14 protein-coding genes are annotated in these 19,142 nt (G+C 37.8%); 2 read left to right on the forward strand and 12 right to left on the reverse strand.

The annotated features are described in order from the left end of the window. Positions 1 to 5 precede the first annotated feature (5 nt). The 3 genes from ACMAYS_RS10120 to ACMAYS_RS10130 form a co-directional block, all read right to left on the reverse strand. Positions 6 to 524, reverse strand: a complete 519-nt coding sequence (locus ACMAYS_RS10120; protein WP_412463205.1) for a hypothetical protein — start codon at positions 522 to 524, stop codon at positions 6 to 8. 175 nt (positions 525 to 699) lie between these two features. Beyond that, a complete protein-coding gene (locus tag ACMAYS_RS10125; RefSeq protein ID WP_412463206.1) occupies positions 700 to 930 on the reverse strand; it encodes a hypothetical protein in 231 nt (76 codons plus the stop codon). Positions 931 to 1,023: 93 nt separating this feature from the next. Next, positions 1,024 to 1,476 (reverse strand): ankyrin repeat domain-containing protein, encoded by a 453-nt coding sequence (locus ACMAYS_RS10130; RefSeq protein ID WP_392992606.1) that lies wholly within the window; start codon positions 1,474 to 1,476, stop codon positions 1,024 to 1,026. A gap of 238 nt (positions 1,477 to 1,714) precedes the next feature. On the opposite strand from ACMAYS_RS10130, the gene ACMAYS_RS10135 reads away from it, so the two are divergent. Both ACMAYS_RS10135 and ACMAYS_RS10140 read left to right on the forward strand, forming a co-directional pair. Beyond that, positions 1,715 to 2,632, forward strand: coding sequence for a hypothetical protein (locus ACMAYS_RS10135; RefSeq protein ID WP_392992608.1), 918 nt, complete (start codon positions 1,715 to 1,717; stop codon positions 2,630 to 2,632). A 77-nt stretch (positions 2,633 to 2,709) separates the two neighbouring features. Continuing rightward, positions 2,710 to 3,222, forward strand: a complete 513-nt coding sequence (locus ACMAYS_RS10140; RefSeq protein WP_103218149.1) for a DUF2391 family protein — start codon at positions 2,710 to 2,712, stop codon at positions 3,220 to 3,222. Here the strand turns inward: ACMAYS_RS10140 and ACMAYS_RS10145 are convergent, their stop codons facing one another. From ACMAYS_RS10145 to ACMAYS_RS10185, 9 genes are all read right to left on the reverse strand, one after another. After that, entirely contained in the window at positions 3,223 to 3,699 is a 477-nt protein-coding gene (locus ACMAYS_RS10145; RefSeq protein ID WP_392992611.1) for a hypothetical protein, read from the reverse strand. Next, positions 3,692 to 6,808, reverse strand: a complete 3,117-nt coding sequence (locus ACMAYS_RS10150; protein ID WP_103218151.1) for an efflux RND transporter permease subunit — start codon at positions 6,806 to 6,808, stop codon at positions 3,692 to 3,694. Before ACMAYS_RS10150 ends, ACMAYS_RS10145 begins: the two co-directional genes overlap by 8 nt. Then, entirely contained in the window at positions 6,801 to 8,180 is a 1,380-nt protein-coding gene (locus ACMAYS_RS10155) for an efflux RND transporter periplasmic adaptor subunit (RefSeq protein ID WP_392992616.1), read from the reverse strand. Before ACMAYS_RS10155 ends, ACMAYS_RS10150 begins: the two co-directional genes overlap by 8 nt. Next, complete coding sequence (locus ACMAYS_RS10160; RefSeq protein WP_392992617.1) at positions 8,173 to 9,378, reverse strand: TolC family protein; 1,206 nt, start codon at positions 9,376 to 9,378, stop codon at positions 8,173 to 8,175. Before ACMAYS_RS10160 ends, ACMAYS_RS10155 begins: the two co-directional genes overlap by 8 nt. A gap of 8 nt (positions 9,379 to 9,386) precedes the next feature. After that, positions 9,387 to 9,668, reverse strand: a complete 282-nt coding sequence (locus ACMAYS_RS10165) for a metal-sensitive transcriptional regulator (protein WP_103218154.1) — start codon at positions 9,666 to 9,668, stop codon at positions 9,387 to 9,389. Continuing rightward, on the reverse strand, positions 9,665 to 11,869 hold the full coding sequence (locus tag ACMAYS_RS10170; protein WP_392992619.1) for a heavy metal translocating P-type ATPase: 2,205 nt from the start codon (positions 11,867 to 11,869) through the stop codon (positions 9,665 to 9,667). Before ACMAYS_RS10170 ends, ACMAYS_RS10165 begins: the two co-directional genes overlap by 4 nt. Positions 11,870 to 11,877: 8 nt before the next feature. Continuing rightward, entirely contained in the window at positions 11,878 to 12,102 is a 225-nt protein-coding gene (locus tag ACMAYS_RS10175; protein WP_392992621.1) for a heavy-metal-associated domain-containing protein, read from the reverse strand. Between the two features lie 170 nt (positions 12,103 to 12,272). After that, the gene (locus tag ACMAYS_RS10180) at positions 12,273 to 12,689 is read right to left on the reverse strand and encodes a hypothetical protein (RefSeq protein ID WP_103218157.1); all 417 of its coding nucleotides are present in this window, start codon (positions 12,687 to 12,689) and stop codon (positions 12,273 to 12,275) included. A gap of 145 nt (positions 12,690 to 12,834) precedes the next feature. Continuing rightward, the gene (locus tag ACMAYS_RS10185) at positions 12,835 to 19,053 is read right to left on the reverse strand and encodes a tail fiber domain-containing protein (RefSeq protein WP_412463207.1); all 6,219 of its coding nucleotides are present in this window, start codon (positions 19,051 to 19,053) and stop codon (positions 12,835 to 12,837) included. Positions 19,054 to 19,142: the final 89 nt, after the last annotated feature.

Below are 19,142 nucleotides of genomic sequence, written 5' to 3' on the forward strand. Positions count from 1 at the left end.
ATTTTTTATAGTCTTTTATAAACCATAAAATCGATACCAATATGTGTTGCACCTTCGCCGCAAACTTCAGCTGCACCAGTTGCAGGAACCATAATTGTTGCGTGGTGAGGGTGTCCCCAGTATAGGTAATCATTGTTTGCAAGCTGAGCATCAAGAACTACCTTACCTTCTGAACAATCTGCTGAAGCATCAACCTTAGAGAAAGCTCTTGAATCGACTAGGTCAATTGTAGAAGCTGCGTTGTCTGCAAATAGGATTGAAGAGTATGAACACTCAATACCATCTACATTCTCAAAAGTTGCCTTGATTAGAATATTATCTAGTGTGTAATCAGTTGAAAGCTTTTCAAATTTAACATTCATGTTGTTGTGAGAAGCCGGTGCATTTGTGTAGTCAGTAAATGCTGCACATACATAACCTTTATGCTGTGCAAGCCATCTCTCACCTTCAAGAACAAGGTCAGTGTTTGCGATAGCTGAAACTGATAGTAGTGATAATAAAGCTATAAGTGATTTTTTCATCATGTTTATTCTCCTTTAAGTTTATGAAGAATAAATATCTGAACGAGTTTGAGGTGTCAAACAATAATCTACACATTTAAACAAATGATTGCTAATAAAGACACTTTTTGAAGTAAGTACTTGAAATTTGGTAAAAGAGGCCCTATTTGGAGACATCAACAGGGCCTTTTTGTTAGATTTAGCGAATTGGATCACGCCCTTCGATCTTACTAAGGACGCGAGTTTCGCCAGACTTTTTAAACTTTGATTTAAATGAATTAGAAGAATGAACAACTTCATTCTCTAGGTTACGATGAGAGCTCACCTCTTGTGAATCGTATTTATGTTCACAAAGGGATTCAGCTGTTGCCGAAAGGCTCACCATACTTGCACCAATAATTAGTGTCGTAAATAATGTATGAACTTTCATATCCATCTCCTTTGATGATTAATTATCCGTTAATTAATCTTCGCAAGAAATAGGATTAAAATAAAATACTGAGTCTTTATGACGCCATAGAGATTACCTATTAAACCATGCAATGGACTTAAGTCCATTTTTAACGAGGCCATAATAACTCTTTATTCGATCATTTTGAAAATGGTGTGTTTCACTAATAAATGAGACTATTTTTTTTCGATTAAATGCCATTGCCCAATCATATGCACTCATTCCTGAATCATTTATTTCGCAAAGCTTTGCTCCATATTGAATAAGTAATTTTACGATTTTTAAATCACCTTTTAAGCAAGCTAGCATCAATGCAGTATTGCCAAGGCCATCTTTAGCTATTGGATTTGCACCAGCACTAAGTAGTGTATGACAAAAGTCAAAGTGACCACGATGAGTGGCCTCTAAGAGTGGCGTATAACCTTTTTCATTTTTGACCTCTAAGTTACATTCTTCATTTGTAAGTATGTAAATACTTAACTCACCTACATCACCACTTCGTGCCCAATCAAAAATTTTAGTCATAACTTCTCCTGATAGATAATTCTACGGAGAAGCCATCTCGTCTATAAAGTGAAGATGGGATAAGTTTAATTAAGCCCCTTAATCGTTATTTGCCTATTATTTATTGAATTAAGCTATATTGGTGCCATACGCAAAAATCTTTCTTGTTGTATATTAAGATTTTATTAAGAATTTCATTGATCTTTTACATCAGTCTTTAGACAATATTAGTCTATAAAAACATACACATGGAGTGATTATGAAAAAGAACATTGCACTTGCAATCTTTATGCTAGGGCTGGGACTTTCAAACGCGCAAGCAGAAGAAAAGAAAACAACTACTGATAAAAAGGATATCGATGAAGAGATTACAAATGCTCGTATGAGAGCTGAATCTGGATCGAAATCTCCACTGAGCATGAGTCTCTCACTTGGTTACAATGGTGGATCTCTTGATGACCCATTTGGTAAAGAAAGACCAAATATTTATGCTGACCCAGAAAACGAAACTGAAACATCGATGAGTGGATCAATCTCTGGTCGTTATAGACTTTCTAAGAATGATTCTATTACAGTTGGTGCTGGTTACTCAGTTCTAACACCATTTCACCACGCTAAAGGTGACATTTCTAACCCATACATTGGTTACTCTCGTGTTTACACAATCGCAGGTATCCAAACAATTACATCAGCAGATTTAACTTTTGGTACAAAAGATTCATACAAGAATCAAAATCTAGATCAAATCCTAGGTGTTTCTCAGTATATGATGAAAAAATTTGGTGACTCAGGTTGGACTCTTGGTGCAAGTGTTTCAGCAAGCTTTTACTTCTCTGGTGGTCTAGCTGACTCTAAGTACAGAGCTGACTTTCAAGCAAAAACAGGACAACCATTCTTAAAAGACTACCAGACAGAAATGGCAATTGGTCTTTACCCTCAACTTGAATACGTATTCAATGATACTTTCTCATTCAGAACAGTATTTGGTTACTTTAACTATCAAAAATCAAGAGGAAAAGATGCAAAACTTCTTAGAGCTTACGAATACCAATCAGTTGGTGTAGGTATCTCTGTTACTCGTGATATTTACCTTTACCCAAATATCCAATTCCTTGCTGATGACTTCGACAAAGACAAAACAAACTTCGGTTTCTCAGCAACAATTAACTTATTCTAAATTAAAGTTAATATACAGGCCCGGTTATCCGGGCCTTTTTTTTTGCTTAAATTCCAAAATCTCTCTATAATTTTAGTATGGATGTTTTTAAAGGTTTAAAGAATACACATACTGAAATCAAACGAATCAATGGCTACCTCAAAGAAGTTGTTACATTCTTAGATGATACCGGTAAGCCAATTGGTCATGTTATCAATCCACTAATGGTTGAATTAAGACTACGTGATGTCTCACAAATTTTTGTAGGGGCGTTTCTAGTGGCCTCACCATTGTGTTTTACTGAAGAAGTATGGAATCTTAGTGTAAGTTTGAAGTTTGATAATATCTATTATCTACTAGCATCTTCAATTGTTATTGTTACTTGCTTTGTCTACTTTAACTTCTACCGATTTAAGCTTAAGGGAAATGTCGCAGAGTTTATTAAGAGAATTTTTGCGATTTACTTAATCACAACTTCCAGTGTTGTATTCATTCTATTTTTGATTGATAAATTTCCCGTAATGACCGATCCAATTCTAGCTTTTAAACGCACAGTAATTATTGCATTCCCAAGCATCTTTGGAGCGGCCATCACAGATTATTTGAAGTAATTAGAACTTAGTATCTTTTTGTCCACAGTGTGGCATATTTGATGCATATGGATTGTGAACTTTATCCTGTTTAGAAGAATTTTGTACCCACTTCTTCTTAACCATAGGACATGAGTAAGCATTATACTTCTCACCTACATCATATGTATTAATGATATGAATTAGTGCCATTGAAACTAAGTGGTAACTTTGATTGTTTTCAGCAGTTGTTTTTGAAGCTTGAATTTCAGAAAGCTTTGTTTTTGAAAAAGTTAGAAGCTTCTTAATTTTCTCATCACTAATCTTATCAATTGCTGTTGAAAGCTTCTTTGCAGCTTCCTCAACTTTTGCCCCATCGTATTCAAAGAAGCTTGCATGAAGTGTTTCATTTAATTCGAGAACTTTAACAACTTCTTTTTTTGTGTTTGGTGCCATCTCAATACGGCCAGCAGCAAATAAATTAAAAGCAATCATACTTACAATAATAAATTTATTCATGTGTTTCTCCTTTAAGGTTCTTTTGTTCAAAATATGAATATGTAATAGGAACAACAAATAATGTAATTAACTCAACAAGCATCCCTCCAAGCGTAGGAATGGCCATCGGCTTCATAACTTCGCTTCCTGTACTTGTCGACCACATAATAGGAACTAAGGCCACGACAGTCGTTGTCGTTGTCATAACAAGAGGTCTAATACGTCTAGAACCTGCATTGACGATTACTTCCTTAAGCTCACTCCAATTTCTTGGTTTAATTGTTTTAAACTCTTCTTGCAGATAGGTCATCATAACGACACCATCATCGACAGCAATACCAAATAAGGCAATAAAACCAACCCAAACGGCAACAGATGTATTAAAGCCTCCAATCCAAAGCAGAATTAGACCACCTGCAAATGCGATTGGAACGGCACTAAAAACAATTGCAGCATTACGTAGATTTTTAATCCCAAAATAAATAATGATTAAATTTATAACAAGCGCTAGAGGAACAAGAAGCATCAGTCGATTATTAGATCGTACCTGATTTTCATATTGCCCGGCCCAAACTAAAGAATATCCTTTAGGGAGTTCTACCTTTTCTTCTACTGCCTTCTTAGCTTCTTCCACAAAACCAATTAGATCACGATCTTGAACATTTAAAAGTACAAGTGAGCGCAGCATTCCATCTTCAGATTGAATCATAGCAGGACCAGTTACAACTTCAATCTTAGCAAGCTGTTCTAATGGAATATGCTGACCAAGTGGACTAGGTACAAGTACCTTCTTTAACTCGTCAATACGATCTCTTAGCTCTTTCTTATAACGTACGCGAATTGGAAATCTTTGTCTGCCATCATAAAATTGCCCGATCGTCATACCGCCGACTGCAGTTTGAAGAATTTTATTTATCGTTCCAGTATTAATCCCATAGCGACTTGCGGCCACACGATCAATATCAAATTCAATATAAGGTTTACCTGTGATCTGTTGTGCATAGACCCCACTTGCACCTTTGATGCCCTCAAGAACATGGCCAATTTCTTGTCCAATCTTTTCAAGCTTTTCGAGGTTATCCCCAAAGATTTTCACACCAATTTGCGTTTTAATTCCTGTAGAAATCATGGCGATTCTATTCTCAATTGGAAATAGCCACGCGTTTACAAGGCCAGGAACTTGTAGTTGTTGATCAAGCTCAGCCATAATATCGTAAATCGAAGTTCCACTTGGCCACTGATCTTGAGGGATAAGTTTTACAACTGTTTCAAACATTGCAACCGGAGCAGGATCGAGTGCCGTTTCAGCACGCCCTAGTTTTCCTATCGCACTCGCAACAAGAGGATGCTTAACTAGCTCCTTGTCTGTATAGGCCAAAAGCTCTCGTGCCTTTGTCATCCCAACATCAGCAGTAGTTACAGGCATATAAAGAATTTCCCCCTCATTAAGTGAAGGCATAAACTCTTTACCAAGTTGAGAATATGCAATCCCTCCGAGGATAAAAATTAGAGTTGGGAAAATTGCAAAGAACTTTCGATTATCCAGAAGCCAACTAAGCACTGGCTGATAAGTATTAATAATTTTTAAGCTGACAGGGTTTTTCTCTATCGGCTTAAGCTTTCCTTTTAAGAAGAAAACACTTAGGGCCGGAACAAGAATAATAGCAACCACAACAGAGCCAAACATTGCCAGTGTCTTTGCCCAAGCAAGTGGACCAAAGAGTTTCCCTTCACTTCCTTCTAATCCAAATACAGGTAAGAAAGTTACAATTGTTGTGGCAACAGCTGTTAAAATAGCTGGACCAACCTCACGGGCTGCCTTAACTACAATTTCAACACGCTCAGACTTAGAAAGATCTCGATCTTCACTTGCAAGGCTTGAATAGATATTTTCAGTCATGATAATACCCATATCCACCATTGAACCAATAGCAATAACAAGCCCAGATAAACTCATAACATTAGAGTCAATACCAATAAATTTCATGAGAATGAAACTTATACCAACACCAAATGGTAGAGTTAGCGATACTAAGATTGAAGATTTAAAGTGAAGTAAGAATAGTAAAATAACAATAACAGTTATCACAATCTCTTGCGCTAAGGCAGAATAAACTGTTCCAATTGTTCTTTCAATTACCTCTGTTCGGTCGTAGAAAGGACTAAAAATAACGCCTTTTGGAAGTCCGGCCTTAACAATTTCAATTTTCTCTTTTACATTATCAATGACTTCTTTTGGATTTTCTCCAAATCGCATTGTAACGATACCACCAACAGCTTCTGTTCCGTCTTTATCAAGTGCTCCACGACGAAAAGCAGGACCTGTACCAACACTTGCCATGTCTTTAATTCGAATAGGAGACTTATTCTTTACAGCAACGACAACATTTTCAATATCTGTAAGTGACTTGAAGAATCCTTTACCACGAACAATAAATTCACGATCACCATCTTCAATAACTTCTGCTCCAACATCAATATTACTATCTTGAATAGCTTGAATAATAGATGTCAGATGAATGTCATAGGCAATAAGTTTATTAGGATCAACATCGATTTGATACTCTTTAACAAATCCACCAATACTTGCGACTTCACTTACTCCCTCCACACTTTGAAGAAGATAACGAACGTAGAAGTCTTGTAATGTTCTCAACTCTTCTAATGACAACGGCTTTTCATTATCTGAAGCGTTCTCGAGTGTATACATATAAACTTGCCCAAGACCTGTTGCATCCGGTCCCATTGCAGGATTTACGCCTTCAGGTAGTTCATTCTTTGCACTTGTAAGCTTTTCTAAAACACGAGATCTCGACCAGTAAAAATCAACATCATCATTAAAAATGACATAAATCGTAGAGAAACCGAATGCAGAAGTTCCGCGAATATTTTTAACTCCAGGAATTCCCTGAAGAAGAACACTTAAAGGATAAGTAATTTGTTCTTCAATATCCTTAGGTGATCTTCCTGCCCAATTTGTGAAAACAATTTGCTGATTTTCTCCAATATCTGGAATTGCATCAATTCGTGCTGTCGATAAGCTAAAGACAGAAAGTAGTGCAACTAAGATAAAGATTAGTACTACAGTGACACGATTTCGAATGGATAATTCAATAATATTCTTAATCATTAGTATGCCCTTGATGAGGATCAGATGTACTCATATCCTCATATCCACCAAAAAGTTGTGCTTGAGCATCAAGAAGAAAGTTTCCTTCGATAACAACTTGATCCCCATCTTTAAGTCCCTCTTTAACCTCAACATAGCCTTCTGACTCATGCCCCGTTTTAATAACGACAGACTTAAACTCTTTATCACTAACCTTTACCCATGCAACTTTTCTCTTTCCAGTATCAATAACAGCAGATCGTGGGATTACGAGAGGCATTCCCTCTAATTCGAAAGTAATTTGAGCATTTGCAACCATACCAGGTTTTAGCTTCCCTTCCTCATTTTGAATCGTAGCGCGAACCTTTAATGTTCGAGACTGCAGATCGAGTACAGGGCTAATAAAATCCACTTCACCCTTTGTCGTCTTTCCAGGTATTGCAATGAATTCTAATTCAACAGTTTGGCCTAATTGTACTAGCGCTGAATCCTGTTCATAGACATCGAGTTCGACCCATACATCACTTAGGTTTGAAAGTTCAAAGAAGTTTTGCCCTTCTTTAAAATATGTACCAACAGTGGCATTTCTTTTTCGTACAACTCCTGTAGCAGGAGAATAGATTGTAATTTTATTTGGAACAGCGCCAGACTTTGCCCATGCTTCATATTGTTCTTTTTTAATTCCCCATAACTCAAGTCTTTCCTGACTTTGTATATAAAGGTCACGAAACTCACGTCCTTTATTTGTTAAGTACGTCCTACGAGCAAGAATATACTCTTCTCCAGCAGAAATTAATTTTGGACTGTAGATATCAACCACTGGATCGCCTGTCTTAACAAAGCTTCCTGTTGATTTCACATAAACTTTCTCAACACGGCCATCGATTCTTGCCGGTATATTACTTTCTTTTTCTTCTGATTGGAGTACTTGACCTAGAAGTCTAATTTTCTTAGTCATCTTCATTGTCGTTACAGGAAAGTAAGAAGGTGCAAAATGCTTAAGTTGAGACTTTCTAAGTTTCACACTTGCCACAACTTTAGAGGCACTCTCTTTTTGTGTATTTACTTTTATCATTGGAGATCCATCCATAGGACAGATATCTTCTTTTTCACTTGTTACATCAGGAAAATCCTTACAACGCCACATCTCCTTTTGTGGTTCATTTTGTATCATGGCAGAATGGTCATGATCATCTTCAACTTCAACTTTAGTTAAGTTCATATGACAGATGGGACACTTTCCAGGCTTGTCTTCCTTAATCTGTGGGTGCATTGAGCATGTATAATAAGTTTTAACCTTAGATTCACTTTGTGTACTAGTTTCCTCTTTCGGCGAGCAAGCAACAAATCCAAGAAGTGTTGTAAATGTAATAATTGTAAGTAATTTATTCATAGAGAGACTCTCCAAGAGTATATTTATAATCAACTTTAGAAGTTGCAAGTTGTGCTTCTAACATCACTTTTTTTAATAAAATTGTTTGCAATCGCAATTCACTCTGCAAAAGCTCTACATATGAGCTATTGCCACGACCGTAAGATTTTGAAGTGATTGATCGAGAGTTTTTAGCGAAGTTTACAGACTTCTTAGTAATAATTTGTAACTCCGCTTTTAGTTTCTCAATATCATCTTTAATAATATTTAAATCACGATTCTTCTTAAGCTTATAATCTTCCAATTTCTTGATTGCAGCATAGCGATTTGCGACAGCTGCACCTTTTCCACCACTTTTGTCATCTGAAACCGGAATAGGAAATGTTATTTGTGCTCCAACGAAGTCACCATTCTTATCAATTTCATCTGAACGAAATGTATAACCTAAAGAGACTGTAATATCTGGAATATAAGCTAGATTAGCTTGTTCAACAGCAAACTCTCCTGCGATCTTTCCTTCTTCGAGGGCCTTAAGACGATTATCTTTTATATCCTCTTTCATAGACTTATCTAATAAATTCCAAGGAACACTTTTGTAATCAAAGCTAGTAGCACGATCTCCAAGCAAGTATTTGAGTTGGGCCTTGTTCTGCCTTAACTCGAAAGTCTTATTACTTAGCTCACTTTCAATTTCTGATTTTCTAATCTGAATATCAAGTAGTGCCTGCTGAGTAATGCGGCCATTTGAATAGAGCTTCTTACTAACCTTTAAAATATTATTAATCCAAGCTAGGTTTTCTTTTAAAATATATAACTCGCTTTCAATTTTTCGATTCCCAATAACATTTCCCCACAACGCTTTCACTAGAGCTTGCTCATAATCAAGTGCAGAAAAATTCATGGCCCTTGCTTGAGCATTCATACTTTCAGATGTTTTGCCGTACTTGTTGGAAAGAGCAATCTTCTGAGAAATACCTAGCTCTAGGCCAGTCATTGGAGTTTGGTTGTAATCGAGAGTCTCCACCGGAAAGTTCTTGGCAGCAACCTTAAACATTGGGTCCCCCCAAGAACTTTTTTGTTTTGAAGACTCAACAAGAGATTTAGCACTTCCCTTAATGGCCTCAACACTGTTGTGATTAGCTAGTTCTCCAACGGCTTGCTTAAAGCTGAAGGCCATGGTGCTAGTAGAAATACAAATGATTAAAGCAGACTTAAACATAATAAAACCTATGACTTTGCTGATTTTTTTAGAAGTTCCATGATCTCACTGATTTTTTCTTCAGAATCCTTTTCAGAACCTGATTTGATGGCCTTCATAACACAACTATTTAAATGCGATTCTAGAATCACATGTTCTAACCCCTTTAGAGCACTTCTTATGGATTTAATCTGAGTAAGAATATCAACACAATATTTACCATCTTCAATCATGTTCTTAATTCCACGAACTTGACCTTCAATACGATTAACTCTAGTTAATGTTGATTTGTGGTCTGGGTGCTTACTCATATTAATTTCCTTATTCTTAAACTATTTGAAACAACAGAAATACTACTTAGTCCCATTGCAACACTTGCAAGTACTGGAGGCATTGTCGGGCCACCGAAGATAACAAGCACACCAGCGGCAATTGGAATTAGTAGAGTATTATAAATCATTGATAAGAAGAGATTTTGCTTGATGATCTTCATCGTTCCTTTAGCAAGTTCAATGAATTCTACGGCCTTAACAATATCACCTTTCACAATAGTTACATCAGATGCACTAATTGCGACATCAGTTCCAGTTCCCATCGCCATTGAAAGGTCGGCCTTTGCTAGTGCTGGAGCATCATTAATCCCATCACCAATCATAGCAACTTTTCGTCCTTCCTTCTGTAAACGCTCAATCTGAGTCGCTTTACCAAGAGGAAGTGCTCTAGCGATAAAGTGATCAATTCCTACTTCTTCACTAACACTCTTAGCAACAATCTCATTATCACCAGTTATCATCCAAGTTTCAATACCAAGCGATTTGAAATGCTCAATCGCTTCTTTAGCACTTGGCTTGATTTCATCACCAACAATTAGAGTTGCCACATGTTCTTTGTTTCTAGCAACAAAAATGAAGCTTCCAATTTTTTTAGATTCTAAATCAATATCTCTTTTAACACGTAAGTCATCTAATAATGATTCATTTCCAATATGATATTCAATGTCATCAATTTCAGCGATAATTCCCTTACCTTTAATTACCTCAAAGCTATCAGGCTCACTTAATTCGATACCTTTTTCTTTTGCGAAATTTAGAACAGCTTTAGCAAGTGGGTGCTCAGAAAATTGCTCAATAGAAGCCAAGTGTTTAAGAGTTGTCATCTCATCACTTCCATCTTTGAAAATAGCATCTACGACACTTGGGCGCCCAAAAGTAATTGTTCCTGTTTTATCAAAAATTACAGTATCAATTTCGACGGCCTTTTCAATAACTTCACCGCCTCCAATAAGCAGGCCTTTTAAAGAAGCTCTACCAGTTGAGACAACGACAGCAGTTGGTGTAGCCAATCCAAGTGCACAAGGACAAGCAATAACAAGTACCGCAATAAAGTTAGAGATTGAATTCCCCCATCTTGGCTCTCCTCCATAGAAGTACCAAGCAAGGAAGGTAACAATTGCAATAACAATAACGACAGGAGTGAAGACCCCACTAATCTTATCTGCATATTTTTGAATATTTGGTTTAGAAGACTGCGCCTCTTCAACGAACTTTATGATTTGAGAAAGGAAAGTATCGCTTCCAACTTTTGTCGCTTTATAATCAATAACGTGGTCACCATTGATTGTTCCTGCAAAAACCTGCTCCCCTTCTCCTTTCTTAACAGGTAAAGGTTCACCTGAAATCATTGATTCATCAATTGCACTAGAGCCTTTTATGATTTTCCCATCAACCGCAAATTTCTCACCTGGGCGAACTCTTAGAGTATCACTGACTTGAACTTCACTAATTGCAACCTCTACAAAGGACTCACCTCTTAGAACAGTCGCTTTCTTAGCAGATAATTTAAAAAGGTCATTTAAGGCTTCTTTCGTTTTCTTCTTTGCCCTTTCTTCAAAATACTGGCCAAGAAAAACGAATGAAATAATAAAGCCCACCGCTTCAAAATAAACTCTTGTCGTTAGTCCTAGCTCAAGACTTAGATCTGTAAATAAGGTAACAAAGACACTGTAAAGAAATGCAGCAGTTGTACCCAGTCCAATAAGAGTATTCATATTAGAGCGGCCACTTTTTAGAAATTGTAATAAAGAGCGCTGGAATTTTAAACCAATCCATGCCCAAATAGGTGTCGTTAGAATTAGCTGAACATACCAGTTAGCTTTTTTCGTAGGCCAACCTTTTAGCGGTCCCATTTCGAACATGAAGACTGCAACAGCAAGACTGATTCCGATAATAAATTTATGAAAGTTATCTTTTTCAATTGATTTTACAGGTATACTTTCATTAATAGTCTCATCTTCATTTTCATCTTGAATTATGTAACCAAGTTCAACAATTTTCTTTTCAATATTATCTAAGACGGCCTTATCTTCAAATTCAAAGTGACCACTTTCAATTGCATAATTTACACTTGAAAGTTTAACTCCATCAATTTTTGAAACTTCACTTTCAATAGAAGCTGCACAACTTGCACAGCTCATACCTGAAATTTTTAAGTTTACACTATTTTGTGTTTCCACCCAATCTCCTAAGCCTCAAGTTTTTTCATGCTTGATACAGGAAATCCAATTTCCCCAAGCATTGACTTGATTTGCATATTTGAAAAACCTTGCTCTCCACTAACAAGAACTTCCTGGTTTTCGATATCAACATTTATATTTGTCACTCCTGTAAGCTCCTTTAGTTGCTTTTCAACCTTACCTACACATCCCCCACACTTAATTCCACTGACAACAAATTTAACTGTTTTCACTTCATCTCTCCTCTCTAAGAATAACTAAAACCATATACCCCTATAGGGTATATTAAAATATTACGCCTCTCCTAAAAATAAAGCAATTAAAGATTGGTTAATTGACATAGAAATGACAAAGGCCCTAAGAAAAGGGCCCTAAGTGACTGAATTAATTTATATCTAAATAGTTATTTCTGACTCGGTAATTTGGGCCCAACAAAACGATCATCATTGTAAACCATATCAACACTTGAAGGGCCTCGTAATTCTTCAACGGTTTTATGGGCCAATAATGCTACGATCATCTCATCTGGTTTCATTTGATTAAAAATATGTCCAATGATTGATTTTCTAAGCTTGTCATCATCTTCACAACAAATAAGCTCTCTAATACTAGGTCCTGCTACTTCATTCGACTTTACCTCTATCACTGTTTCCTCTTGTATGGGGCCGACAAATTCTTGTCCAAACTCCTGAACTTCAAGACAGCGAACTTGTGCAACTTCACCACAGCGAAGTAAATTATCCAATTGCGAGTCCTGTGCGAAACTAATTGACGAATATGCCAGTGCAAAATAGAGAATACCGAATTTAATCAAGATCATGCTTCCTCCTGGCCAACGTACAACATTCAAGTTAGCAAGATGATCAATAATGTATATTGTAACCTTCTTTTGAAAATCAATAAGATAAGATTCTAAGCTACTGAAATCTCAATACTAACGTTAACATGTTAACAATAATTTTTGACTAGTTTTTCGGGCAAAGAGGCATGTCAGGATCTTTCTGACAGAGGTAGGCCTTGAGAATCTCATTCTCTTCTTTTAGAGTTTCAACTTGCTCTTCTAACGATGCTACTCGACGAGAAATCCCTTCTTGCATAAGATTTAGCATACGCTTATTTTCTTCAATCTGACTTTGCTGCTCTTTTGTCGCATTAATAAGGGCCAAGAAGATTGGATCGTTATCAACTGTTAGATAATCATCAGTTGTCGTTCTAACTGCTTCAGGAATCACTTTTTGAATCTCTTGTGCAATGAAACCAGAGTGTTCTCTTTCATTGAGAATACCAAGAGCGTTATCTTCTTTGTAACGATACTTTATTGTATCAATACCCATAATAGCATCTAGGCCGTAGCTAAACTCACCAGTGATATCTTTTAAGCGTGCATCAGAGTATGTGGCCCAAGAACCACCACCTGGTTTTGCGGCCGTTCCGTTAACAACAAGTCTTTCTCCGGCTTCGGCCAATTGAACACTTGCAGACGTACCAATTGCAACCCCACGATAGTGAGTGCTATCACCAACATCTGGTTGAAGATGAAGTGTTGAAAAGTAGCCGCCATACGTGTCCGTTGTAGTATGTCTAGCGAGGATCCACGCCCTTCTTCCGTTTAAATCGCCATTAGTCCCGATCTCAACGGCGTTATTACTATTAGAAAATTTCGCAACAATATTACCTTGGGCAATACTAGTTGGATATGAAGCAGTATTGTCTCCTGCGTGAGCATGCATCGTGGCCGCAGGGTTTGTCGTTCCCACTCCTAGCTTTCTTGACGAGCTTAGAGTCATTGCATAGATATCATCAAACTGAGAAGTCGCATCTTTTGAACCATCATCATCTGTATCAAAAGTGAAATATAGCTTCCCTTCATCAAGTCCAAGCCTAAAGTCATCTGCATTAACCGAATTATCTTCAAGAACAAGTCCTGGCCTATAGGCAAAAATTCTAACATCTGATGTATTATTGGCAGCAGTAGCATCTTCAAAAAGCGCCATTGAACTTCCATTATCAGAAACTCGTCTTACTTCAAATTTTGAACTTGGTGTCACTGTTCCGACTCCAACGTTTGCAGATTCACTTATATAAAAATCTGGATCAGCATCGCCAAAAGTTGCAGTATTGGCCTTAAGTCCCAGTCCTTTACTTTGACCTGATTGAATAAGTCCTGCACCATTTCCACCATTAAGACTTACATCAAGTCCCATATATAAACCTTGATTATTATCTCTTACAGAAATAAATTTATCATTTAAGCTACCATCTCCAAAAAGTGCAACATTACCGTTAGTTCCAACATCTAGAGTTGTACGTGGTATCGTTTTTCCAATCCCAACATTACCAATTACAGGATTTAAAAGAAGGTCGTGAACTGCTGCCCCTGAAGATTGAGTTTGGATAATCTTCTTTCCGGCAGAATCGATATAAACATCAAGATATTCATCATTTGTCCCATCACTATTCTTATCAGCAATTAGTCGAATACCTTCATAATTATCAGCGACTCCACTTTGCTGAATTGAAAGACGTGCAGAAGGAGCAGTCGTTCCCATTCCAATCTTTCCTGATGCATGATCCACAACAAGACTCTTACTACCCGCGAGATCTTCTTTTTGCCCCGTAAAAATTTGCACATTTCTAAGGTTTGAATTTGCTCTAATTTTAAAATTAGAAAGTGGAAGGCCTCCTGTATCAACTGCACCACTGGCCTTAGTGAAAGCGCCATTAGGCTTAGTAATTTTCCAAGTGATGATATTATTAGTAATATTCACATGGCCTTTTAAGCCCTTCTGTCCAGAGACATAAGTGTGACTAACATTTCCAAGGACAGTTGAAACACCAGCAATTGTCTTTCTAATCGTCTGCTCATTATCACCTTCATGTGAAACACGGTAATAGTTATTACTATCTAAACCAAATTGAAATGGATCTGAACCAGTACTGTCAAAGTCAAATGTAATATTGATTCCTGTGGCCGTTGCACCAGCGGAAAAATCGTAAGCAGTATCACTCCACTCACTTGCAGCAACAAGAAACATTGGATCAATTGATTGAACACTAGTTCCCTTAATTGTTCCCACGACATCAAGGGCAGTTATTGGTGATGAAGTTCCAATCCCTACTTTCCCACTTCTTTCAAATGTCATAATATGGTTATCAACAGTATCATCATTAGTTCCATAACGCATTTGTAGAGAGTGAACAGGAGTTGAGGTTGATTCAAGTTTATAGAATGAATCGGCTTCAAATGCACCTAGGTGCATAAGATTCTGTGTTCCACTATTTGTACGAGGTGCCCCAACTTGTACAGAAGGAGTTGCTGTACCACCAGTGTTTGCAGGACCTAAGATACTCTTACCATTGACATGAAGTTTTTCACTCGGAGTAGCTGTTCCGATACCTACATTACCTGAGTTATCAACTGTCATCTTAGTTGTGCCACCAGTTTGAAAATTGATCACTCCTGTTCCATTGACATCAGTATCAGCAGAGATTGTATTATCTGCAATATTAGAAGATGATGACGAGTTAACCCCAGTTAGACTTGAACCATCCCCTATAAAAGCTGTTGCTTTTACATTACCGCTAACTTCCAGTTTTTCACTTGGAGTCGTTGTTCCAAGACCGAGATTACCTGCTTTTGTATAATAAAGACTTCCACGAATTCGAGAGTACTCTTTAACATTTAAAACGGCTGTTAAGTCAACATCGTCTTCATTGATAAACTTAAAGGCATCAGCATCTGCTTGTGATCGAAAGCCTTGAAAACCAATATTATTAGCATGAAATGTACTATCCGCATCGTAGCGTAGTGCCCACCATGTCTCACCTTTATAAGTAATTTCAGCTAGAGCAATTTTTGCATCAACGCGATAAGCGTTTGTGATCTCTCCTACATCTGTATAAACAGATGATGTATCAATCACAACATCAACAAAGTAAGGACGAGGGATAGCCGTGGCACTTCCACGATGTCCGTAGATGCGTCCATAGACCTTGTCTTCACTAGATGACTTAGCAAGTAAGAAGTAAGAAAGATTAGTATAATCGTAATTAGCGTAAGTGACCTGCTCACTTGTATAAAAACCAGAAAACTCAGCATCACCATTAACTGATAATTTTGCAGTTGGTGCCGTTATACCAATTCCTACATTTCCTGTTTCATCAATTGTCATTCTCGTAATATTATTTGTTCTTAGTCCGTACTTATGATTAGTCATGGCACCAGAGAAGGCTTCTCCTGCGATACTTGTTCCCATTGCAAATTCAATATCATTTGCTACATCTCGACCACCATAGAATGCTCCACCACTTCCTTGAACCATAACCATTCGATCGGCCGCAATACCAACTGTTGCAGAAGCTTCAGGAGTAATCCCAGGCTCTTGAAATAAAGCGATAAAATCATTTCCGTCGACTGCATCATCAGCAACAACATGAAGTTTTCTTGTAGGACTTGCCGTCCCAATACCTACATTACCACCAGTGTATGAAATATCACTTCCACTAGTCGCCCACTGAGTTGCGCGATCATCAACATAAGTTTTAATCGAACTAACAGAAGGTGCTTGACCAGTTTCTGTTCCGGCCATTGAGTTAATCACAAGATTAGAGTTTGCTGCAATGGAAGTAGCATGAGCACTTAATTGCCCTTGAACTTTTCCAAATGCTTCTAAGATTGTATCTGTTGCCACAACACTTGAAGCGACTCCTATTGCATATCCAGTAAGTGCAACATCAAGAGCAGGGTTATAATTAATGATTGAATCAGCAAGCTTATCTCCTGCTCCAACTTGAGCAATCTTGCCGTTTGTTGTCCCCACATCAACCGCAAGAGTTCCAGTTGAAGTAATGGTTCCACCAGTTAGACCTGTTCCACCAACAACAGAAGTTACAGTTCCGCCACTTCCAGTAGGCCACGATGTTCGACAATCACCACCGATACAAAGTTCTGTCCCTTTTACTCTACCAATAACTTCAAGCATCTCAGATGGATTGATTGTCCCAATACCAACACGCCCATTAGAATTTGTCGTTAGAACTTTACTCCATCCAGACCAAGTACCATTATAGCGATAACGTAAGTACATATCTGTACCATTGTAAGGAATCGCATATTGAGTCAGATTACCACTACCATTTTTTGTAATATATTCGTATGAGAATGTATGGAAATAATATGAAGGTCCTGGCCCATTTGCTGCATCCCCCATTAAAAGAGTGTTACCACTTCCAGGCCTTGCGTTACTAATATCATTCCAATCAAGAACTCCAGAAGTTGTTCTTGCACCAAAACCACCTGTAATTTGTCCATCAACTTCAAGTGCTGTTAATGGCGAGTTCGTTCCAATACCAACTCGTCCGCTATCAAAGTAGATATCACTTGCCGAATTAGTCCATTGAGATTGATTAACACCTGCAATCTCAGTTGTGACATAATTTTTCATGGCGGCCACAGAAGCAGCTTGCCCAGTCTCACTTCCCGCTGTCGAGTTAATAACGAGTGTTGAATTTGAGGCTATGGAAGATGCATGGGCATCAAGTTGTCCCTGTACTTTAGCAAATGCCTGTAAGATTGTATCTGTAGCTACAATACTTGAAGCAGCTCCTGTTACATATCCAGTCAAGGCAACATCAAGTGCAGGATTATAATTAATAATTGAATCCGCTAGCTTATCCCCTGCTCCAACTTGAGCAATCTTGCCATTTGTTGTTCCCACATCAACTGCAAGAGTTCCTGAAGAAGTGATCGTTCCACCTGTAAGTCCCGTGCCACCAGTTACAGAAGTTACAGTTCCTGCATTTCCTGTTGGCCAAGCTGTGCGACAGTCGGCCCCAATACAAACTCCTGTTGCTTTTATATTTCCTGCAACATCTAATTTTTGTGTTGGCACTAAAACACCAATACCTACTCGCCCTGCATTTGTAACTGCTAAACTTTCAATTTGAGTTGCATCCACATCACTTACAATTCTTAGTGAATGATAAGCATTATTGACGCCTTCGTTTGCAATAAGAAGACCCGACATATTAGAAAGATTTGTAAGACTTGAGATATCAGCATCAGTTGCACCAAAGCGCATGATATTTAAGTCATTGGCCGTCCCAACGACGTGTAGTGGCCCCATCGGAGTATTTGTTCCAACACCAACATAGCCAGTGTTAAAATAAATATCCAATCCCGAATCTGTCCATTGCGAAGAAGTGATCCCTCCAGTCTGTGAAGTCACATAAGTTTTAACAGCATTTACAGAAGGAGCAATTGTCGTTTGCACCCCACTCATATCATCAGTTACTTTTGCATCTGCAATTGCCCCGGCCGTTGTATCAACATAAGTCTTAACAACATTCTCTGTCGCAACAGCAGAAGTCGTTCCAAGAGGGCCTGCACTATTAACAGTCAAACCAACATCACCTGGAGTTGCGCCAGTCTTGTTAATCTTTGACCAAGAAATCGCTGCATTCGTATTGATATCAGCATCCACAATTAGGTTATCTTGAATATCACTTGCCGTTGTTGAAGGAGGAGTCGTTGTTCCTCCTGTTACTCGTCCATAGTCGTCAACAGTTACAGAATAATATGTATCCCCTGTCACAACAGTTGGAAGACCGATCACTCCCGCATTATTCACAAGAGTTGAATCAACACTTACTGTTGCAGTTTGATCCACACACACAAATTCATTTAAATTATTAATTGAGACAACTTGTCCGTCTGAACAAGTACTTTTGAAATCAACACTATCAGGTGTGATAGCATCATTTGCAATAGTTTCGGCAAGAGCAGCATGATTGGCATAGACCGCAATTGGTGTCGCTAAGATATTTTGAGAATCATAGACAACTGGATTCATCGTATCCGTTATGTCTGTTACCTGAATCACTAAAGTTTCATTTGTTGGAATACCATCGATCACAGTAGCAATACCTGCGAAGTCTAACTCAACAGTATAAATACCATTTGAAAGAGCAACTGCATTGATTGTCTGAGTTCCCCTATTACTACCAGGAGAGCCAGAGTAATAGAGATCAAATTTAAGATCAGGAGTTCCTGTAACCGGTGTGCCATTTGTTAAAACAAGGCGGCCAGAGTAACCAAGCTTAGTCGTCGATGCAATAGCACTTAGGTTTAAGAATACCCCTAAACAAATTGCTAAAATAAATGTTAATTTTCGACTAACGTGCAACCAAGTTCCCCTGTTAATACAGTGGCTTATCGTCAGTATAGATCGGTTTCGTTAAGATCAATAATTAAATGTCATTTAGAGGACTTATC

The organism is Halobacteriovorax sp. RT-2-6, from assembly GCF_047085025.1.
GTDB lineage: Bacteria > Bdellovibrionota > Bacteriovoracia > Bacteriovoracales > Bacteriovoracaceae > Halobacteriovorax_A.